This window comes from Novipirellula aureliae (assembly GCF_007860185.1).
Lineage (GTDB): Bacteria > Planctomycetota > Planctomycetia > Pirellulales > Pirellulaceae > Novipirellula_A > Novipirellula_A aureliae.
On record NZ_SJPY01000004.1, the window covers coordinates 407192 to 428292 of the forward strand.

Sequence of the window (21101 nt, forward strand, 5' to 3'; positions counted from 1 at the left end):
TGGTGTCAAAGTCCGTAACCTCTGGATAAGATCACTTTAAGCTCCTTAACGGGGCGTTGTCATTTTCTAACCAAAAATCAATCGAGATGAATCAAATGTCGGAAGCCACTGCCAAACCAGTCGTCAACGGTCGCATCAAGCAATCGATGGCGTTTTGGTCATTCAACGTCGCAGGTGAGAAATGGGACTTGCAACAGCAGTGCGATGTTGCGAAGAAACTCGGTATCACGAGTATCGAAGTTCTTGAGCCCGAAGACTTCCCTACGTTGAAAAAGAATGGCCTTGTCTGCGCATTGACGAGCAACGGAATGCCTGGCGCTCCCTTTGTGAAAGGTCTCAATAACCTGGCCTACCACGACGAAATCATCACGCGAACGAAGGCCGCGATCGATGCCAGCGAAATCGCTGGATTTCCCAACGTGATCGCCTTCACCGGTTACAAATGGCGAGATGCCGAAGATCCATCGAGCGGTGAAATCTCATTCGAGGAAGGCGCCAAAAACTGTGTGGCCGGGTTAAAGACGCTGGCCACTCATGCCGAGAAAGCGGGGGTTACCATTTGTCTTGAAATGCTAAATACTCGCGATGATACGCATCCGATGAAAGGACACCCCGGCTACCAAGGTGACGATATGGACGATGTGGCCGATATCATCAAGCAGGTCGGATCCCCCCAAGTCAAACTACTGTTCGATATCTACCATGTTCAAGTGATGAACGGTGATGTGATTCGACGTATCAAGCAATACGCTGACTTGATCGGCCATGTTCACGTCGCAGGTAACCCAGGCCGCTGTGAAATCGACGACTCTCAAGAGATCAATTTCCCGGGATGCATGAAGGCACTTCTCGATATCGGTTACGATGGTTTCGTCGGGCAAGAGTACATCCCGACGCGCGATGCGATGGAAGGACTGACCGAAGCCGTGAAGCTGTGTGACGTGTAACAAATAGGTGTCTTATGCCTAAAGGCGAGGAGATGCCGCCCTTCGGGCTATAGAAACCCAGCTTACAGGGCAGCGATGAAAACGGTACTAGGAATTGACATTGGCGGTGCGAACTTGAAGTTTGCCGATACCAACCGCCATTCATTGGCGGTAGAGTTTCCGCTTTGGGAACACCCCGCTGAGTTGGCTTCTCGGTTAGCTGAAGCGATCGGCCATTTTAAACGCCCTGATGCGATCGCCGTCGTCATGACGGGCGAGCTCGCCGATTGCTTTGTCGATCGGGAACAGGGGGTAAAGCATATCGTCGAGCATGCTCGCGTCGCTGCAAAGCAGTGCAACGTGGACCGCTGCTATTTCTATGCGACGGATCATCATTTCCGGGAAGAGATTCGCTTCCATGTCGATGCGGACCGGTTAGCGGCCGCAAATTGGCACGCTCTCGCACGGTTCGTCGCCGTGCAGGTTTGCCCCAACGGTTTGCTCGTCGATATTGGATCGACGACGACCGATGTGATTCCCTTGCATGATGGCCGTATCGCAACCCTTGCGATGACGGACTTTGAGCGGCTTTGCGAAGGATCGTTGGTCTACGTGGGCTGTCGTCGAACACCGGTTTGTGCGATTTGCGAATCGCTATCGTTCGAAGGCAAGCAGGTGCCGCTGATGAACGAGGTCTTTGCGACGATCGATGACGCCCGGATCCTGTTGGGCTCGCAGCCTGAAGCACCCGCAGACTGCGAAAGTGCGGATGGAAAACCACGTGCCATCAGCTACGCTGCGAATCGCATCGCCCGCACGATCGGGCTCGATCGGCGCAGTGTCTCCGTGCAGCAGGCGATTGGACTGGCCGAACAAGTGGTCGCATCAGCGAAGAGACGAATCGCCGAACCGATAACGCAATGGGCCAAAGCTCATCGCAGGATCCAGAAAACCATCGTTCTAAGCGGGCATGGAAATGACTTATTGTCGCTACCACGGGAATCGCAGGTGATCTCGCTATCGCAACTTTGGGGACCGTCACTGTCACGCTGCGCCCCCGCCTATGCGGTCGCCCAGTTGTTTGTCGAGCGATAGAAAGAAATGTCCTGGAGTGGATCTCGTCGTTAGATGCTATTTCGCATCAAGGGTCGCCTTAAGCTAACCCCATCGCCAAAGCCACGCCGATCAATACGCCGCCGATAATGCCCATCATGATGGAAGTAAGGAGATACTTCCATGTATCGCGTGGGTATTGATAAACGAAATAGAACACATAGAAGGGGACGAGCCACACCAACAGTCCTGTAACCACATCCTTTTGGAACGCTCGGACGAGCAACATTAAGCTGGCACCTGAACTGATCACCGTGCATGTCGCCCCCGCTAAAAGGACAAAGGTGGCGATCGGATTGAAGTTACCACCTTGCTCACTGCGAGCAACATTGATGGCGATCACGGCGATTAAAGTCGATCCGACGAGCAAGACCAAGACGAGCCCGAGCATCCACCACGGCATCCCCGCTTTACTAAGCATCTTGTCTTGCATCTCTTGTGATTTTGCCAAATCTTCGGATGCTTTTTGGAGTGCCAGTGTACCGTGGCTAATATCAATACCCTTTACTTTGAATCCTTCGAGGCGTTCACCCGTTTGCAAATTGAAGCCACACTTTGTGCATAGGACGGCGCCCGCTTTTATATCACCACGACAAGCCGGACAAATCGCTTCGACTTTTTGATTGAATCCTTCTTCATTGAAAAGGTCTTCCAAACTGTCGCCGTCAAACGATGAAGCGGCTCGCGCAGGGGGGCGTGCCGGTGCCGTTGCCGGAGCCGCTGCCTGCGGTTTACCCGCGGGGACTTTGAGCACTTTGCCACAGCCTGGGCATTTGACGGCTTTACCTGCTAAAGAGTCAGGAACGTTTAGGTTTTTGCCGCACTGGCATTTCAGACGAACAGGCATAAGGCAAGAATTGACAAATCGAGGTGATCGGGAAAGACGATATTATAATCAAAAGTGAAATTGCCGCAGCCGCAGCGGGACGTTGATGTTACGACTGATTGCGAAACCACCTCCCCCAAACCCCGTTTGGGCGAGGTGGTTGTTTTGTATGTTTTGCGCTTCCCCAAGCTTCGCTTGAGGGAGGTTGTATGTTGTTAGCCATGTTGCACTGAAAAGCGGCACGACCTCTGCGCCGGGGGAGGTGCAAGAAGCGTAAACGCTTGTGAAACAAGCACTCAAAAACTGTAGGGCAAGCTACAGTTCTTTCTTTTTGAGACGCTCGAGGTCACGTTGTACCGATTCGAGTTGGGCCTTTAGTTCCTGCAGCGATTCTCGCTCCTTCGCGACCACTTCTTCGGGCGCCCGGGAGACAAAATTTTCGTTCGACAGTTTTTGCTGCTTGCCTACCATCTGCTTGCCGAGTTGGTCGATCAGTTTTTCGAGCCTAGCCACTTCCGCTTTCACATCGATGAACTTTTCCAAGTCGACGTGAACTTCCATTTCAAAAGCTGGCAACGCCAACGGCGCATCGATTTCAAACGGCTTGACCGCTTGGCCAAGTTCGACGACTTCGGCACCAGCCAACCCTACGAAGTAGTTTCGCATGGGACGGAGCATCCTTTCACTCGATTCACTGCAGCGAATTGACACAGGCACGGTTTCCTTCGGTGCGATATTTTGGCTCGCTCGGATTTTTCGAATCGCAACCACGACCTCTTGAAATTCATTGAACTGTTGCTCGATCGCTTCGTCATGAAGTGACGCGTCCGCTTCGGGCCATGGTGCCGTCATGACAAAGCGAGGTGCTTTGGCGGGAGTAGCAAGCCCACGCACTGGAGCCGCTTCGTTCAAGAAACCCCAGATCGATTCGGTGACAAACGGCATGATTGGGTGCAGTAACCGAAGCAGTGTATCGAGTCCATAGGCGATGACGGACTGTGTCACTCCGCGAAGCGACTCGTCGGCCAAACGCGGTTTGGCGATTTCGATATAGAAGCTACAGAATTCGTTCCAGGCAAAATCGTAAAGGATTCGTGAGGCTTCGGCGAAACGATAATGTTCGACAGCATCGGTCACGTCTCGTGTAACGGTCGACAATCGACTCAGTAGCCATCGATCTTCCAACGGCAAATTTCCTACGACGAGCGGCTGCGGCTTGTAGCCGTCAAAATTCATCAGCGCAAAACGGGCTGCATTCCACAGTTTATTAACAAAGTTTCGTGCGGTTTCAAACTTTTCGCTCACCACGGCCGCTTTCGGCAATGCCTTATCCGCTTCGGTTTCCGCCCACTGGGTTGAGAAACTTTTCTTGCAAGCAGGGCATTCGACGACGGGCAAGGATTGGTTCTTTTTGGTTTGATCGATCAGCTTTTCGCAATGCGGGCATTCGTATTGAACCGGCATCCGCACGTCTTGCGTTTCCGTCGCCAAGCGGGCCAGACCGAACCGCAGTGAATCGGGGCCGAACTTGTCGATCACATCGTTAGGATCGACTCCGTTCCCCTTGCTCTTGCTCATCCCTTCTCCATTGCCATCCAGAATCTTTGGATGGATAAAGACCTCATGAAACGGGATTTCACCAATATTGTTGAGCCCCATCAACACCATTCGTGCTACCCACAAAGTGATGATATCACGCGAGGTAATCAGAGTGCTGGTTGGATAAAAATACTCAAGCTCCGCCGTCTTTTCCGGCCACCCAAGAGTGCTATGCGGCCACAATGCGGATGAGAACCATGTGTCGAGGACATCCTCATCACGCACCAAGCCAAGCGTTTGAACCTTCGCTTCAAGCTTCACATCGTCATCGCGAAGACAAACAAAAATGGAATAGGTTCCCGCATCATCGGGATCGATTCGTTGAGAGATCTTTCCAGAAGTGTATTCAGGAAAATCTTTCAGTTTTTGCTCGATCTCCTTCGCCTCGGATTCACGGATTCCACCTTTCGACCAGATCGGAATTTGGTGTCCCCACCATAATTGCCGACTGACCGGCCAATCCCGTTTCTCGCTTAGCCAATCCATATACCCTTTGCGGTATCGCTCGGGGAAAATCTTCACACGTTCATCGGCGACAGCGTCCATCGCGGACTGAGCCAATTCGTCCATCGCGACGAACCATTGATCGGCTAGGTACGGTTCGATCGGCGTTTTGCTGCGGTCACTCAGTGGCAATTCGATCTCACGGTCTTCGATATCGCCAAGAAGTCCCGCCGACTCTAAATCGGCGACGACGGCTTTACGAGATGCGGGAATCGTCATCCCTTCGTAGGCACCCGCTTCGCAGTTAAGCGTCCCATCCGGATTCAAAATATTGATCATCGGTAAATCGGCACGTTTACCGACCTCGTAATCGTTCGGATCGTGGGCAGGGGTGATCTTTACCGCACCGGTCCCCATTTCTGGCTTGGCCCACTGGTCGGCGATGAGCGGGATCTCACGCTTTAAAAGTGGCAGGACCAACTTGCGGCCATCGATCGCCATGTCACGCAACTTGACAAGTAGCGGCAGCATCTCCCTTCGCCGTGTGCGAAGTGCCTCGAGTTGCTTATTCAGTTCGACCTTCTCACCTTCGCTGGCGGACTTTAGCTTTTCGTCCAGCTCCGATTCAGCTACTTGGAACGCTTTTTCAGGATCGGGATGGACGGCAACGGCGGTATCGCCGAGCATCGTTTCCGGCCGAGTGGTGGCAATTTCAACTTGCGTCGGTTCGCCCGGTTGGGGGTCAATCACTGGGTAGAAAACATGCCAAAAATGTCCCTTCTTCGTTTCGCTAAACACCTCATCATCGCTGACGGCCGTCTGCAAAAACGTGTCCCAATTGACCAACCGCTTGCCACGGTAGATTCGTTGTTTATTGAACAGATCGAAAAAGGTAGCTCGGACCGCAGCAGCACAAACATCATCAAGTGTAAATCGCAGACGATCCCAATCACACGAACACCCCATCCGTTTGAGTTGGTCGATGATTCGTGTTTCGTATTGGGCCTTCCAATCCCAAATCCGTTTGACCAACGCTTCGCGTCCGAGGTCGTGCCGCGACTTGTTCTCGTTTTGCTGGAGTCGTTTTTCCACGACCGCCTGTGTGGCGATCCCCGCATGATCGGTGCCAGGCATCCACAAGGTTTCGAATCCCTGCATCCGTTTGGTTCGAATCATGATGTCTTGCAGCGTATTGTTCAAACCGTGGCCGAGGTGCAACGCACCGGTCACGTTGGGTGGCGGAATTACGATCGAGTAGGGTTTACGGGCGGGGTTCGGCTCTGCATGGGCACAGCCCGCTTTTTCCCAAGCCTCAGCAATTTCAGCAGCGGCCACGGTGTGATCGAATCGAGTCGGAATCGTCATGATTATCAGCTATATCGGTTAACGGTCAAAAATCGAAATTTGGCTAAGAGGTGATGCCTAAAAGATTACCGATTTTTGGGGAAATAGGCTATCGGAGGTCCCCAACCCTTGTTCCCAGCCTCCCATCTCCCGAACCCAGCCGTCGTGCCGTTTTTTACTCCAGCCAAGTCAACAGCGAAACCACCTCTCCCAAACTCCGTTCGGGAGGGGGCAATCGGAAGAGTGTGGAATAAGGAATGAGGGATGATTACGTTACTGTTTTCACTCTTCAAGCTTCGGCAAGCCCCCCTCCCTCGCGAATGCCTTAAGGGCGTCACTCGACCTCCCCCGGCTGCGCCGGGGGGAGGTTGTTTCGCTCCGAAATACAATCGATGTCCCGAGAGCTAAGCGACATGGTGGCGAAGCCGTCTTGAGAAGTCATTGTGCGATTTATGGCACACGACTCATGGCTCAAGCGCCTACCCCGGATTATTCACGAGCGTTCTGATTTGAGAACGTTTGAAAAGAATTTGGGTGAGATTCGCAGGGGTGGGTGCTTTGGTGCTCGATCCGCGCGGACCGCCCCCTTACCCCCATTCAGAATTTCGTCTCGCCTCTGGCAGATTTAGGCACTGTTGAGGTCGGGCCGACAATACGTTCCTGATCGCTCAACCGAACGATATACTTTTTCTGCATGGGATACCTCCGTGTTCCCAATAGTATGACTCAAACAAAGATCTGAGCCAATCCTAATTCCTAGATGTAACGCAGCACTAGCCTGCGAGGAATAAACCTGAATGACAGGCTGGAAGCCTATCCCACGGGTGTGTGGATTTTGAGCAGAGTGGCGTAGGCTTCTAGCCTGCGAGGAATGGACTTGAACGACAGGCTGGAAGCCTATCCCACGGGTGTGTGGATTTTGAGCAGAGTGGCGTAGGCTTCTAGCCTGCGAGGAATAAACTTGAATGACAGGCTGGAAGCCTATCCCACGGGTGTGTGGCTTTTGAGCAGAGTGGCGTAGGCTTCTAGCCTGCGAGGAATGAACTTGAATGACAGGCTGGAAGCCTATCCCACGGGTGTTTGGCTTTTGAGCGGAGTGGCGTAGGCTTCTAGCCTGCGAGGAATGAACTTGAATGACAGGCTGGAAGCCTATCCCACGGGTGTTTGGCTTTTGAGCGGAGTGGCGTAGGCTTCTAGCCTGCGAGGAATCGATTTGAAATGACAGGCTGGAAGCCTATCCCACGAGTGTGTGGGTTTTGAGCGGAGTGGCGTAGGCTTCTAGCCTACGAGGAATCAATTTGAATGACAGGCTGGAAGCCTATCCCACGGGTGTGTGGATTTTGAGCAGAGTGGCGTAGGCTTCTAGCCTGCGAGGAATAAACCTGAATGACAGGCTGGAAGCCTATCCCACGGGTGTGTGGCTTTTGAGCAGTGTGGCGTAGGCTTCTAGCCTGCGAGGAATCGATTTGAAATGACAGGCTGGAAGCCTATCCCACGGGTGTGTGGATTTTGAGCAGACGGTTGTTTGCTGAATCACGTAAAACATTTGCGGACCTTTGCTCGGAACCTTAATCGGTCAAAACCGTTGCGATCTCTTGAAAGAACTTCGGAGACCACTCGGCGCTGCCGGGACCACTTTGCTTGCGCACTTGCACCACGACAAGCTCCTGGTCAGGATCGATGAGAAAAATGCAGCCTGAAAACGAGCCGTGCCCTAAGGTATTCGGCCCGAATAACAAGTCTTCGTCGTGTTTCGAATCCCGTGGCGCATCGGGCTTGAGATGCCGCTGGTAGTGAATGCCAATTCCTTCCACGGCCGTGTCGCCATGACCGGCGACTTGCAACGGCCGCGGCAAGAGTCGCTCAAAGGTTCCTGGATGAATGAACTGCTGCGCCCCGTAGCTGCCCCCGTTGGCCATCCACTGACCCAAGAGCCCCAACTCCATCGCGGTGAACTCCCCAGAGGAACTGGCGTTACCCATCCGCACATCGCCGAAATGGAGTGGACGGAAAAGGTGCTCGTCGTAGAGCTTCGCGGCGTTCTTGCCGACGACGATCTCCATCGCCTTGGCCACCAACTCATACCCCAGTCCGCAGTAGGAGTATTTCACGCCTGGTTCGTTCACATCGATCCCGTTAAGCACGATGTTTTCCAGGTGTGCCGTATGCATGTCACCTAGCTCGCCGTGCCCCGACAATCCGCTCGTGTGAGTAAAGCATTGTCGGAAAGTGGGGACGTGTGAACCTTGATTGCGAAAATCGGGGAAAACAGTGGCTAACGAATCATCCAGGTCGATGAGTCCTTGGTCAAGAAACTGGCTGAACACAATCGCGGTGATCGTCTTGGTGATCGAAGCGACCCAGCAGCGATAGTCGCGGCCAATCGGTTGCCCCGCAGCATCCTTGCCGAAAGCTTCATGAGTGACGATCACGCCGTGGCGGGCGATGAGCGTCACAAACGGCTCGCCGGAATCCTTGGCCCAGGCGTGACAGACAGCGTCGATTCGGGCTTTGGCGTCAGCCGTCACGCCAGCTTGTTCGGTCGAACCGTCACGTAGTATCGGAGCAGGCGGATCCAAGTGTCTGGGCGGCTCCAATGCACGTACCTGGTCCTGTAACCCTTGGAGTTTGAGCTTCAGCGCTAAGTGGCATTCATCATTGCGGACCGCTGTCGATTCGATGTACGTTGCCGGGCGTCCCAGCGGCTCAATCTCGGTAAGTCCAGCCACGAGGACCGCCCCTTGTTCGCTGCCGAGCACGGTTCTTACCAGTGCGTCGTTTGCCAAGCGGACGATTTCGGTCTCGTGTTCTCGGAGTACGGCTGTCGCGTCCGGGCCAGGAAAGTTGGGAAATGCAACCGTCAAGTCTGGCAGGACGAAATTGGGGAGCTGCTCTGGCAAGGCATAGAAAGTTCGCGAACGTCGAATCGGGGTGCCGTTCGGGGCAGTCCCTTCGATCCAGGCGAGCCAGCGACCGGGCGCATTGGGTTCGGGTGACTCGTTGAGTTCCGCATTGAACCAACGAACTCGCAACGGCTCATTGCCCCCCAGTCGGCGCACCGTTTCGACATCGCGCCACAGAACTCGGGGCGTCTCGCCGAGCTTGAAAATCCAACTGGCGGACTTCGCCAACATCAGTTCCTGCGACTGAAATTCCCGCCGCTCTTCCCGTTTGCGATTATCCGCGAGCTCCGTCATCATGGTGGTCAGACTCACGATGAGCAGCAGTGGCGAGATCCTTACCAGACTCCAATACAAGGTCATACCTATATTCTCCAACCAGCCTCGATCCCTAGCAATGGCCACGTCACCTGCAAGCTGGTGGCGTGACTCCTGTGATTGGCAATACCATTTCCGGACGGTTCGTTTCTAGAGCTGGCCACCCGACCCCGCCACCCGAACCTGTTCACGAACCCATTCACGAAATCCACGGCGACCTCTCGTAAACGTGAGCGAACGAAGCTCTTTTTCGAACACTTTATTCGGGAGAATCCAATTTGGTCTTGCTAAAGTCAGCGTCCGTCAAACCAACATTCAATTGTAGATTGACGTAGGTATACTCTTCAATCAGAGGTGGCTCCATGCCTTCCCGTTCTGGCCAATCGTGTACCGTGATCCGAATGGGTACGTGTAGCGTGTCGTCGAAAAACAGGCTCGCTTTGTGGAACTCGACTCCGTCAACTCGATTGGGGTGAACCACCTGAATGTGAGTGCAAACTCGATCCTTTACCTTGGCTTTACGAAAATAGGACACTTTTGTATTTGTTGCATCGGGATCGTTTTCCATGTCGTTCGTAACGAGTTCGATGAGCCGTTGGATCATCTTGTCGAATCCAAGGTCCGTGATCGGATAGTTGCTTTCCCGCTTCGCAGCCGAGCCGTGCGGATCGATTTCGAGTTTCACATAATTGAACGAAAGTCCGCCCTTACGGACTAGCATCATTCCATTGTTCTTGCCCTCAACGTACAAGACTTTGCGTCCCCTCAAACTGCTTGGCGCCAGATAATTTAGGAACACCGCCATTGGGCGATCGGTACGACCACCATCGCTCGGTGCACAACGCATCTGAACCTGAATACACTGTGCCTTCTGAAGTTCACCATTCATCCGTTCGCGTTTAAAAATATAACACGAGTAATCGCGTATATTTTTCTCAATGTAGTCGCAATGAAGATTGGCGTAGCGCAAGGGCTCCAAGAGAGGATGCGTGTCGGTTGTGGGTTCTTTCGATGCTATTTCATCTGCGGGCGCATTGGCGATCAAACCAAACATACAGAAAATCGTCGCCAAGCCAGAGAGCAAATGCTGACCAAACTGATTCATGAATACAGCCCCCCTACTTCCGAAAAGTTGTCCGAGTTCGCGCTGGACGGGGATCAAACCATGCTGCCGCCTGAAGAATCAGCAATCGATCGACACCTCTCACGCTCTAAACACACGCGTCGTGAAGCAAGTGGTTTCCCGCACTCGCAATCCTATACGCGAATGTCATGGCACCTGAGCAGAGATTTCAATAAAAATGATATTGCGTCACCAGCTAGGATCGGTTGCATCGATCAATCAAAGTTTGACGCTGTTTCGATGCGCCCGATTTCAATCGTCACCGCTCAAACGGCTAATCGACATAAGCGTTAAAGTCAAGCCTATCGAATAGGTTGTTCCAGTCCAGCCTTTCAGAACGGTTGAGCGTTGATTTCGGATTCTGACGAATATCGCCGATAAATGGTCTGTTGCTTCTTTGTCGCCTTCGAGGGTGGTTCCAGCTTTGCGAGTATTGACACTAGCCTTTCTGACATGCGTCCTGATGCGGTACACGATCGCATCCGACGGCGGGTTGGTGGACTTGCAGTCGGAAGACTTTATCGGCTACATCGATGTGGCCCCCGTCACAGTTCCCGGCACAGTTCCTAACAGCGAGGGTCCGTCGGATAGCCGATCTGTATGGGAGACACCACCGAACGATGCCATGAATACGGTAAGTCAGCTTGACTGGCTCGACCGCACCAAAGTTGGCTACGACGACGGTTTTATGATCGCGAGCACTGACGATTTGGACTTAGACACGGGACGTTATCCGTTCAAAATAAAACTGAACGGCTGGGGCCAGTTACGACACACGATCTCAAATTTCGCCCCCCCCAATCTCGATCTGAATCAATTCCAACTCAAACGAGGACGCCTCGTTTTTTCTGGCACCGCGTTCAATCCTGACTTCTCCTATTACCTGCAACTCGATGGTCGCAGCAGTAGCGGCGACAACGTGCGACTGATTGACTACTATTTGAATTACGATTTTGGTCACACCATTTGGGCATTAGATCCCGGAACGATTGGCTTTCGAACAGGCAAGTACAAGATGCCGTTCTCGATGGCACGCGGGATGACGGGACGTGAATTCGAATTCACGGATCGGTCGATGGCCAGCATGTTCTTCGACGTCAACCGCAGTTTTGCCTGGGGGCTCTATGGACAGCTAGAGCTGTTCCAAAAGCCGGTCTCTTGGGAGACCGCCATCTTCAACGGCTTGGTAACCGGCGGTGCGGAGACGGGAAGTAGTGGAACATTGGATAACAATTTCGCGTACTCAGGTCGGATTTCGACCAATCTCACTGGCGATTGGGGCCAGAGTGAGTTGGCCGATTTTGAGATACATCAACGTCTAGCAATGCGTGTAGGATGCGGATTTGCTTCCTCGGTAATCGACCGTAGTGGAAGTACCGAATTCGACAGCCTTCGCGTCGTTGACTCGGGAAGCACGCTCGCTAGTATCCTTCCCGCTGACGTCGATAGCTACTCCGCCTCGCTTTACTCCGTCGACACGTCACTGAAATACCGAGGTTGGTCTTCGACACTGGAATATTACTTTCGCAACGTGACCGACATCACCGGACCGTCGTCCGTTCCCAATCTGTTCGACCATGGCTTTTGGTTCCAACTTGGTTACTTTGTGATCCCACGAAAATTGGAGTTGCTCACCAGGTGGTCACGCGTTGATGGAAACTCCGGATCGCTTGGGGAACAAGATCAGAGTGCTGAAGAAATAGCGGGTGGATTGGCTTGGTACTTCCGAGGAAATCAAGCCAAACTTGTTGTCGATGCGACACACCTCGATGGAGCACCGATTGACTCTTCATCGCTCGATATCACTCCAGGCGATGTGGGGTGGCTCTTTCGGTCTCAGATTCAGTTCAGCTTTTAAACGGCTCTTCCCGAGAATCGGTAGGAGACATTTCAAAACGGTGGAAGGACGCGAACGACATCCCGTGTGGCTACGATACAACCGCGACTTGCGTGAATCGACTTTACCATCGCTGCCCTCGTTACGTTCCTCTTTCGCTCCATCGCATCGGCCCAAAACGAGCACGCCTTTCCTGCCCCTACTCACACGATGCTAGGCAAGGTCACCGCGGTGGAACGAGCCACCGCGCCAACAACGGACGCACAACTTGCCGCATTAGCAATCGTAAGGCAAAAGAGAGCCTGTGGGTTCTGTGGCCTGCTAAATCAATCGAAAAGCTAGGTATTTTCATGAAATGAAATGCCATATCGTGTTGCCCGGCAGCGACGGTAGATCCGGATTCGGTCCATGCTGGACGGCTCGAAGAACGAATTATACGATGGGGATCGTGGACGCGCTGAAGCTGCCTTTATCTCCTTGGCAAATGGATGGTAAAGGTTTCACATCAAGTTTGATAACCAAAGGTCGGCACCAGAAATGAAGGAAAACTCACTCGTGATGCCGTGCCCTAAAGTACTATCGATTCAGGTCGGCCGACCGCAACACTTCGACGATGTCGACTCGCCAGCGAACCGCCCGATGAAACCATGGACGTCTGGCATCGTCAAACAACTCGTCAATGGCCCAGTAATGGTTCGCTGCACGAACATCGACGGCGACGAACAAGCGGACCTCGTTCATCATGGTGGCGTCGACAAAGCCGTGTTGGCCTATTCTGTGCTGCACTACGCTTTTTGGAAAACACAGCACCAGGAAGTTGAATGGCAAGCTGGATGCTTTGGTGAAAACTTGACCCTCGATGGGGTCACCGAAGCGGACGTTTGTATTGGCGACCAGTTCGAAATCGGCTCCTGTGTGCTGCAGATTTCACAACCGCGGCAACCATGTTGGAAACTATCACGACGTTGGAATCTTCCTAAACTTGCCGTTCAAGTTCAGCAAACGCGGCGGACCGGATGGTATCTTCGCGTGATCAAAGAAGGTGTCATTGAAGCAGGCCAAACGATGCGATTGGTCGAGCGTCCCTATCCACGATGGACCATTGAGAAGGCAAATTCGATCATGTTCGCAAAGCCGCGTGATCCGGTTCAAGACCAGGCGTTGGCAGAATGCACAGCGTTATCCGCATCGTGGCGTGAGACACTGGGACAACGATCACTGCGTAGTAACGAACAGATCCTCCAAAGCGAGAAAAGGCGGTTATCGGAGGATCCCTTTCGATGAGGTCCGGATGTCGATGCTTCCGTTATCCCTCAACTTGAAGTGATCGAAACGTTGCGGAGACACGTATCTTGCCCCAGTCAGCTGCGGCTGGAAGCCACAGCCACGTGATCCCGCACCCTAAAGTCAAATCTGGACAAAGCACGAGGGTCGCCAATCAAACTAAAGTTTTCGCATTTTTAGTTTGCGGATTTCGGAGTCGGTTTGGTAGGAGGCGATGCCAAGAGGTTCGCACAAATCCATCTCCAATCGGGTGCTAAACTGGCGTTCTTCACGCGGTTGTGCAAAATGCAATTGGTCGTCGATCCAGTAAGAGATCGCCTTCTCATCCACGCGGACTCGGACGCGATACCAGCGATTCTTTTCGAATTCGATGTAACTGGTCGACGGATTTTCTGACGCGTCCGCTCCGTCGATGCTGCTCAGACCGACCACACCTCCACCCCAACCGCCAAGCACCAAACTGACGACGCTCTCTCCAACCGGGAAGGTCAGAGCACAAAAAAAATCATGACCATCGGTCCGCCGGGCTTCAAAAATAATTTCGTAATTTTCACGCAGTAGCGGCCCCGCCCAGCGGACGCCCGTGATGGGGTCTCCAGCGGCCAATTTGACGACGTTTCCTTTGATTTCGACGGCCCCCGCACCCGGAAAATCACTGATGACCCACGAATCCTTCAGCTCGGTCCAGTCGGTGGGCTTCCCGTTTGACGTCTTTTTTGCATCTTCTTTGTCAGCATCCTTCACCTGCGGTATCGCTACAACCGATCCAGAAGGTACATCGGATACATCCGTTTCGGTGGGGGTCTGCGCGGCTAGATCGCGAGCGGAACCCATGAACACAAGGCTGGACAACGCTAGCAAAACAAGAAAACGCCACTGATCCCAAGGCCCACGCCGCAGTTTGACGGATCCCCAGGCTCCTGGCAGGGGGCCCAATCGATTGCAGGCAGCTTGCTGGCGAGCGTGGTGCTCGCGAAACCAGGGTCTGAGAAGCCGTGCGTGCCCAGACAGCAGTCGGGGAGCGAGTGGATGAAGAAAAAGTCGATTTTCGAGAGAGACTATTGCCATTTTTGTGCCGCTGGGCTTGATACACGAGGAAATGAGGTCAGTATGTCAACGATTGAGTATTATCCGAATCAAGAAACAACCATGCAATCGATCACAAGAAAAACGATTTTCGGCGTCCGGTTGGCCTTTGCCGCCCTCGTACTCTATTGGTTACTCATCTTTTTGGGCACCCATTTGCCGACAAGGTCGATCGCGAATGTTCCGAAGATCAACGATAAGCTGATTCATTTTACCATGTTTGCCGGTCTCGGTTTCCTACTCTGTTACATCACAACGTCTCGACGATTACTGCCTCGGTTCGGCCGCATTGTTGTCGTCGGGCTGATTTATGCGGCCGCCGACGAATGGTCGCAAGGCTTCGTTCGAGGCCGAACGACCGATGTTCACGATTTTCTTGCCGACGCCTGTGGTCTGATTGGTGCCGTGATTCTGTACGCAGTCATTCGATACTTGTACTATCGTTTTCGATATGGTTCTCAAACACCTCAGCCACCGTGTTTTTCTGGCAACATCCTCGTCGAGCCGACAGAGAGTTAGTGGCTTGTCTACTCGATCCAAAATCATGCGTGTTTTTGTTACCGGCGGGACCGGATTACTGGGAAACAATGTTCTACGGCAACTGGAAGCCGCTGGACATGAAAGCGTGGCTTTAGTCCGTCAACCCCCTGAGTCCAAAGTCTTTGCTGGACTGTCGACTCGTTTGGTCCACGGCGATTTGTTTTCGGAAGAGACGATCGATCGTGCGGTTGCCGATTGCGATGCCGTGGTCCACTCGGCAGCGCTCATTCATCTTGGCTGGACACGGCTTGCCGAATCGATGCGAATCAATCGCGATGGAACCAAGGCGATTGTCGACGCGTGCATCAAGTACGATCGCAAACTGTTGCATGTTGGAACGGTCGATTCGATCGCGATCGGATCGAAACGAGCCCCGGCGAACGAATCGACGCCGATGACCAGCTCGACACAAAACATTCCCTGTAGCTACGTCGTGAGCAAGAAAGCCAGCGTGGAAACGGTTCTCGATGGGGTCCGCCGCGGGCTGCGTGCGACGATCGTCCATCCCGGTTTCATGCTCGGCCCCTGGGATTGGAAGCCCAGTAGCGGACGAATGATTGTCGAAGTAAGCAAAGCGTGGCGTCCCTTCGCTCCACGCGGAGGAGCAAGTGTTTGCGACGTCCGTGATGTTGCCGCCGCGGTGATTGCGGGGATCGAGCATGCGTCTCAGGACGGTCGACAATATATCCTCGGCGGCCACAACATCACTTACTTTCAACTTTGGAAAGAGATTACTCGCCGTACCGGTACTCGCGGCCCGGTCACCCCGACGGGCCCCCTTGCCTTGTGGGTGGCAGGAATCGTCGGCGATTTCAAGACGCGAATCACGAATCGCGAAAGCGATATCAACAGTGCCGCGATTCGTATGAGCAGCCTGTTCCATTGGTATGACAGCAGCCGAGCCGAAAACGAGCTCGGCTACCAGATTCGCGGGCTGGAGGAAACGCTTGATGACGCCATCCAGTGGATCTGCTAGCATTTTCACTTTGGCTTGTCAATCGGCCTGGAACCGCAATTTCACCTGGCAAATGTCGCGGTTTTACCAATCAGCATCTCGATTCCAAAACTTTCTATGGAGCGAAAATTAACATTAAAGGTTGTGGTAACAATTAGATGCTCGTGTTTTGGGAGTCCCAGAATACCAAAACCCCTCCGCATGGTGGGTTGCGGCAAAAAGCGCGAATTGACAAACCGTAGCATTCTCGATCAACCTATCGAACGTTAGGAATCTGCAGCTTGGAAGATTTCCAACGACGAACAAAAAGTGACCAAGAACTAAATACCCCGAGAGTCTGAATGTCCCGAGCGATGCTCGAAACGATCCGAGAAATGACACCCGCTATTTTGCCGAGCATTTTGTCAGGCGATTTCGGCGATATGAAATCGGAGATCCAACGGTTGACCGATGCCGGTGCTCCGATGTTTCACCTGGACGTCATGGATGGTCACTTCGTTCCCAACTTGACCTTCGGAATGCCGATGGTCGAAGGACTGAATCGGCACACGGAGTTGCCGCTTGACGTGCATTTGATGATTAGTGATCCGCTGCGATACGCCGAACCGATGGTGCGAGCGGGTGCGGATGTGTTGACGTTTCACGTCGAGGCGGTCGAGGATGCCGCTCATGTGGCAAAGGCGTTTCGTGATCTCGATATTGTGGTTGGCGTTGCTTTGGATCCAGAAACGCCCATCCGTGACTTGGAACCCTGCATCGATTTCGTTGACATGGTGTTGGTGATGAGTGTCAAAGCAGGGTTTGGCGGTCAATCGTTCGACCCCGTTTCGCTCGACAAGTTAAAACTGTTACGAGAAAACCATCCCGATTTATTGCTACAGATTGACGGGGGCATCAATCCGGAAACGATTACCCAGGCCCGACAAGCAGGCTGTGATTTGTTCGTCGTTGGGTCTGCGATCGTTTGTAGTGAAGATTACCGTGCTGCTTACGCCGAATTGGATCAAGCGCTCAAAGCGGTAAGTCATTCAACCGATCAAACCAGGAAAGGACAGGAGAAATCATGATGTTACGTGCTCCAGTGCTATCTCGTGTTTTAGTCATTCGACCTGGCGCGACCTCCTTTGACGACGAGCAACGAATCAAAGGTTCGCTCGACATGCCACTTAGTGATCAAGGCAGAGTCCAGGTCGATGCGATGGCGTCCGAATTGGCGGATGTCCCCGTGAAAACGATCTTCTCGGCTCCTTGTGAATCGGCGGTTGAGACCGCAGAACGATTAGCCAAAGGACGCGACATTCGCGTCAAAGTACTCGATGGCTTAAAGAACATTGACCATGGTTTGTGGCATGGCAAGCTGATCGAAGAGATGCGGCGGAACCAACCTCGCGTCTATCGAACGGGCCAGGAATGTCCCGACGATCTATGTCCGCCAGGCGGCGAGGCGATTCGTGACGCCCGAACCCGCGTCATGAAAACCGTCCGCAAAGTTGCTCGTAAGCATCACGACGAAATCGTCGCCGTTGTCGCTCCTGAGCCAATGGCGTCGATTATCCGCAGCTCCCTCAGCGGTCAACCACTGCTCAATCTTTGGCATCTGCAAACCGATTCTGCGAACTGGGATCTGGTCGAAACCGAAATTGCCTAGCTTCTTGTGACGCGGAGTCCTGTTGTCGAGATCGCCATGTCGACAAAACGGGCTCCTGCGTTTGGCGGGTCATTTTCTAAGTCGCGACGAATTCGCTCGGCGCTCTCCGCATCACGAGCGATCATGTAGAGAAAACCTCCTCCACCCGCTCCGGACAATTTCAGTGAGCTACACATTGACTCGACTCGCTCGACCAGCTGTGAAACCTCCGCTGGATTGGTCCCCTCGTCGAGTCGCTGATTCAATTCCCAGCTACGACGAATGGAACGGTTGAAGACGCTCATGTCCGACCGCTGAGCGGCATCAAAACACTCCAAACTGTTCTCTCCAATCCGGTCCAGCACGCTCAAGCGGGCGGGGTCGTTGAGGAACATGCCTCGAACAATTTCACTAAGCACGTTATGAGCGACCCGCGTGATTCCGGTGTAGTACAGTAAACTTCGGGAGGTGAATTCTGGGGTGCGGAAGAAATCGGAGGGCAACCATCTAACGGCAGCCGCCTGGGACATGCCGGGCGTGGTTTGAATAAGTTTTGCTCCCGGCAGGATGCCCCCAAATTGGTCTTGCCAACCTCCGCCACTGCCAAGCATTTGCTCGACGGCGCTTACCCGAGCAACGATCTGGTGGGCGTCCCAGCCAAGACTACAAAGTTCGTTCAAGGCCCCGAGGACGGTTCCTGCCAATATGCTGCTGGTTCCCAGCCCCGACCCTTTCGGAATTGCGGCCAGCATCGACACGTCCAATCCACCGCCAAATCGCTCCAGTTGTCGCTGCAGCGATACGAACGCATCTCCATTGAAATGCGGGTGGAAACCAGCGAGCGCGACGGCTGCTTTGGCGACCGAAAACCCACTGCCAATTCCTCGGAAGCCGCCTACCTCTTCATAGCTTGTCAGCGTTTCCATGCTGCCTAAATCGATCGAACGAATGGTTATCTCTGGTTTTTCGCAGCGACGAGCAAACACTTGAACCGGCGGTTGGCCATTGAGGTCGAGCGCGATATTGACGACGCTCCCTCCATGCTCGAGGCAATATGGCGGTGTGTCGGTCCAACCACCAGCCAAGTCAACTCTGGCAGGACTACGTGCCCAGACGATTTGGTCTTCGGCAAGGCGGCACTCCGGAACGACTCGTTCGCTGTGATAGGGTTCGACGATCGACCTTTCAAGTAAACCAAAACAGGCCGCCTGTTCGGCTAACCATGCCTGGTCACCACGATTCCGCAAAACCTCGGATCGAAACATGCGATTATGAACGGCCAAAATCAGATCTTCACTCTCGTCCCAGTATTCGGGCACGGCAGCGTCCGAATTCGCGTAGGTCGATGCGACATGGGCAAGATCCAAATTGTAAAAGACACTTCGATTCCCGTGAGATGCCATGATTGGCAGAATCGCTTCTCGCTTTGCGAGCCGTTCGGCGTAAACGCGATCGAGACGGGCATGATGCGCCAGTTCTCGGGCGGACAGCTTTCTCGCTTTTTGCCAAACCGAGCGTTGTTTTGTCGGCTGGTCGCTCGAGTCGACATCAACCATCCATTGCACAAAATCCCCATCCAACGATTCGATTTCGAAAACGGGAAATAACGCTGATTCCTGTAGATCGTCGTCGGCAGAAATCTCGGTCGCATCGAAATCAAGACCGCGATCCAAAAACCACTGCATCGCTGACCGCTCGAGCCAATGTGTATCAAGATGGGAGATTTTCCCGCGAAAGGCGTCGGAGAAACCGTAGACGCGAATGGCAACTTGAGTGTCCTCAATCGGCACGAAATCGAGGCAAATTCCCTCGGGTAGGTTTAAGCTCCATTCATTTTCTGGAACCCCTGTGAGCATGTGCCGACGCGATAAGCTCCAGCAGGCAGGAACGTGACAGTTTTCAACCCAAAGCGACTCGTTTTGTTGCCGACGTAACGGCACGCCAAAATGGGCATCTTGAACAAATTGCCTAGGCTGCGCAAGTGAAGGAACAAGACCAAGCTCGGTATGATCTCGGACAATGGTCTGCAGATCGTACATCGAGTCGATCACATCCCCCGTCTTACCGAAATGGTAAAACTCGCCCTGCGACAGTGGTGCCACCGCCACCGACAATTCGGAGATCGTTTTGTCAAAGGCTTGTGGATTCTCCCCGAGGCGAAGTGCCCAGTGTCCGTACAGGTCACAAGGATGGGGATGCTCGGATCGATCGAATTTTGCTTCAGCCGCATCCCAGCCGCATTGCGTCATCAAACACTCGATGGCACGAGCGCTGAGTAGCCAAACGCCGACATCGATTAAAAACGCCGAATCTCGTGACCGATCTCGAATCTCATCAGGGTCCGGTTTCTGTAAAAAAGTCTGCAGTCGTTCGGGTTGGGCTTTCTCAACAAACATGACACCAAAGTTTGCGGCCATTTCAGGGTCGGCCCACATGCCAAGTAAGACCACGTCGGCATCCGGCAGGTTTGGAAGCGGACGAGTCGAGCGGAGCAGCACATCACCACTGGCGATCAACAAGCGAGCCTTACTGCCAGCTTGCTCAAAAACGGACCGTAGAAACGGTTCGTTGAAATCGAGCAACGTTTGCCCTAGACGCTGGCCGCGCGACCAGCGTAGCGTTGGAATCGGAATAAAGAGCTTTCCCGCGGCCGCATAAGCGGGAAGCCGCCGACTTTCACCGCCACCGTGAATCATGATCTGACGATGATCGGCAACCCACTGTGAAAGGGAGTCGGAATCGCTGTGCAGCCACGCCTGGTGAAGCACGTGAGCGGTACCACCGCCGGAGCCTAATTGAGTTTCAGCGGGGTCCGATGTCGAAAAACTGCGTCGTGCTACGTCAGGATGACAGATTTCAAGTTGGCTCACCATCTGAGGCGGCAACGAGAGGAGTAATTTGGGATCGAGTGACATTGCCGCGTTTGTCGGAAAGGATGAAGAAGAGGCGTTGGTTCCGCCATTTGGCGAGCGGCTGACCATCGGCTGCCGGAGGGGATCTTGTTAAAGATCCACTACCTAAAACAGCTTCGAGATTACCGACCGCTCGACTAATATACTCGCTGAAGAGGACGACTGCAGGCTCTGGACCGGCGGTGTGCCAATTTAATCGGTTACGAGGCGAAGAGATGGCTTCTAACGGCCTGCTGATTTAATCGGTTGGACTCGAATTATTGTTTA

At 53.4% G+C, this 21101-nt stretch carries 14 protein-coding genes; 8 read left to right on the forward strand and 6 right to left on the reverse strand.

The genetic code is table 11. The features are described from left to right. Positions 1-86: 86 nt before the first annotated feature. Together Q31b_RS13910 and Q31b_RS13915 are read left to right on the forward strand one after the other, a co-directional pair. A complete protein-coding gene (locus Q31b_RS13910) occupies positions 87-947 on the forward strand; it encodes a hydroxypyruvate isomerase family protein (RefSeq protein WP_197171515.1) in 861 nt (286 codons plus the stop codon). Between the two features lie 75 nt (positions 948-1022). Continuing rightward, the gene (locus Q31b_RS13915; RefSeq protein ID WP_146600279.1) at positions 1023-2021 is read left to right on the forward strand and encodes a hydantoinase/oxoprolinase family protein; all 999 of its coding nucleotides are present in this window, start codon (positions 1023-1025) and stop codon (positions 2019-2021) included. Positions 2022-2079: 58 nt separating this feature from the next. Here Q31b_RS13915 and Q31b_RS13920 read toward each other — a convergent pair whose 3' ends face one another. The 4 genes from Q31b_RS13920 to Q31b_RS13935 form a co-directional block, all read right to left on the reverse strand. Beyond that, the gene (locus Q31b_RS13920) at positions 2080-2886 is read right to left on the reverse strand and encodes a hypothetical protein (RefSeq protein ID WP_146600280.1); all 807 of its coding nucleotides are present in this window, start codon (positions 2884-2886) and stop codon (positions 2080-2082) included. Between the two features lie 294 nt (positions 2887-3180). Then, on the reverse strand, positions 3181-6273 hold the full coding sequence (locus Q31b_RS13925) for a valine--tRNA ligase (protein WP_146600281.1): 3093 nt from the start codon (positions 6271-6273) through the stop codon (positions 3181-3183). 1547 nt (positions 6274-7820) lie between these two features. Next, the gene (locus tag Q31b_RS13930) at positions 7821-9515 is read right to left on the reverse strand and encodes a serine hydrolase domain-containing protein (RefSeq protein ID WP_146600282.1); all 1695 of its coding nucleotides are present in this window, start codon (positions 9513-9515) and stop codon (positions 7821-7823) included. A 214-nt stretch (positions 9516-9729) separates the two neighbouring features. Further along, on the reverse strand, positions 9730-10575 hold the full coding sequence (locus tag Q31b_RS13935; RefSeq protein WP_146600283.1) for a DUF1571 domain-containing protein: 846 nt from the start codon (positions 10573-10575) through the stop codon (positions 9730-9732). Positions 10576-11017: 442 nt separating this feature from the next. Between Q31b_RS13935 and Q31b_RS13940 the strand changes: the two genes are divergently transcribed. Both Q31b_RS13940 and Q31b_RS13945 read left to right on the forward strand, forming a co-directional pair. Beyond that, positions 11018-12451: a hypothetical protein gene (locus Q31b_RS13940; protein WP_146600284.1), complete on the forward strand. Its 1434-nt coding sequence runs from the start codon at positions 11018-11020 to the stop codon at positions 12449-12451. 537 nt (positions 12452-12988) lie between these two features. Then, positions 12989-13714: an MOSC domain-containing protein gene (locus Q31b_RS13945; RefSeq protein ID WP_146600285.1), complete on the forward strand. Its 726-nt coding sequence runs from the start codon at positions 12989-12991 to the stop codon at positions 13712-13714. A 159-nt stretch (positions 13715-13873) separates the two neighbouring features. Here Q31b_RS13945 and Q31b_RS13950 read toward each other — a convergent pair whose 3' ends face one another. After that, on the reverse strand, positions 13874-14782 hold the full coding sequence (locus Q31b_RS13950; protein WP_197171520.1) for a hypothetical protein: 909 nt from the start codon (positions 14780-14782) through the stop codon (positions 13874-13876). A gap of 81 nt (positions 14783-14863) precedes the next feature. Here Q31b_RS13950 and Q31b_RS13955 point away from each other — a divergent pair, with 81 nt between their 5' ends. From Q31b_RS13955 to Q31b_RS13970, 4 genes are all read left to right on the forward strand, one after another. After that, on the forward strand, positions 14864-15319 hold the full coding sequence (locus Q31b_RS13955; protein WP_146600478.1) for a VanZ family protein: 456 nt from the start codon (positions 14864-14866) through the stop codon (positions 15317-15319). Positions 15320-15344: 25 nt separating this feature from the next. After that, positions 15345-16316, forward strand: coding sequence for an NAD-dependent epimerase/dehydratase family protein (locus Q31b_RS13960; RefSeq protein WP_146600287.1), 972 nt, complete (start codon positions 15345-15347; stop codon positions 16314-16316). 320 nt (positions 16317-16636) lie between these two features. Then, positions 16637-17362 (forward strand): ribulose-phosphate 3-epimerase, encoded by a 726-nt coding sequence (rpe, locus tag Q31b_RS13965; RefSeq protein WP_146600288.1) that lies wholly within the window; start codon positions 16637-16639, stop codon positions 17360-17362. Further along, positions 17359-17943 (forward strand): histidine phosphatase family protein, encoded by a 585-nt coding sequence (locus Q31b_RS13970; protein ID WP_146600289.1) that lies wholly within the window; start codon positions 17359-17361, stop codon positions 17941-17943. Before rpe ends, Q31b_RS13970 begins: the two co-directional genes overlap by 4 nt. Here Q31b_RS13970 and Q31b_RS13975 read toward each other — a convergent pair. Then, positions 17940-20837 carry a bifunctional fucokinase/fucose-1-phosphate guanylyltransferase gene (locus Q31b_RS13975; RefSeq protein WP_197171522.1) on the reverse strand — a complete coding sequence of 966 codons (2898 nt, stop codon included), beginning with the start codon at positions 20835-20837 and terminating at the stop codon, positions 17940-17942. The two genes, Q31b_RS13970 and Q31b_RS13975, sit on opposite strands and share 4 nt — an antisense overlap. Positions 20838-21101: the final 264 nt, after the last annotated feature.

Excerpts from the sequence above, each read along its gene's own strand:
- Q31b_RS13910 (WP_197171515.1), top strand. The coding sequence starts at position 87 with ATGAATCAAATGTCGGAAGCCACTGCCAAACCAGTCGTCAACGGTCGC.
- Q31b_RS13925 (WP_146600281.1), bottom strand. The coding sequence starts at position 6,273 with ATGACGATTCCGACTCGATTCGATCACACCGTGGCCGCTGCTGAAATT.
- Q31b_RS13920 (WP_146600280.1), bottom strand. The coding sequence starts at position 2,886 with ATGCCTGTTCGTCTGAAATGCCAGTGCGGCAAAAACCTAAACGTTCCT.
- Q31b_RS13935 (WP_146600283.1), bottom strand. The coding sequence starts at position 10,575 with ATGAATCAGTTTGGTCAGCATTTGCTCTCTGGCTTGGCGACGATTTTC.
- Q31b_RS13960 (WP_146600287.1), top strand. The coding sequence starts at position 15,345 with ATGCGTGTTTTTGTTACCGGCGGGACCGGATTACTGGGAAACAATGTT.
- rpe (WP_146600288.1), top strand. The coding sequence starts at position 16,637 with ATGTCCCGAGCGATGCTCGAAACGATCCGAGAAATGACACCCGCTATT.
- Q31b_RS13975 (WP_197171522.1), bottom strand. The coding sequence starts at position 20,837 with ATGTCACTCGATCCCAAATTACTCCTCTCGTTGCCGCCTCAGATGGTG.
- Q31b_RS13930 (WP_146600282.1), bottom strand. The coding sequence starts at position 9,515 with ATGACCTTGTATTGGAGTCTGGTAAGGATCTCGCCACTGCTGCTCATC.
- Q31b_RS13970 (WP_146600289.1), top strand. The coding sequence starts at position 17,359 with ATGATGTTACGTGCTCCAGTGCTATCTCGTGTTTTAGTCATTCGACCT.
- Q31b_RS13915 (WP_146600279.1), top strand. The coding sequence starts at position 1,023 with ATGAAAACGGTACTAGGAATTGACATTGGCGGTGCGAACTTGAAGTTT.
- Q31b_RS13955 (WP_146600478.1), top strand. The coding sequence starts at position 14,864 with ATGCAATCGATCACAAGAAAAACGATTTTCGGCGTCCGGTTGGCCTTT.
- Q31b_RS13945 (WP_146600285.1), top strand. The coding sequence starts at position 12,989 with ATGCCGTGCCCTAAAGTACTATCGATTCAGGTCGGCCGACCGCAACAC.
- Q31b_RS13950 (WP_197171520.1), bottom strand. The coding sequence starts at position 14,782 with ATGGCAATAGTCTCTCTCGAAAATCGACTTTTTCTTCATCCACTCGCT.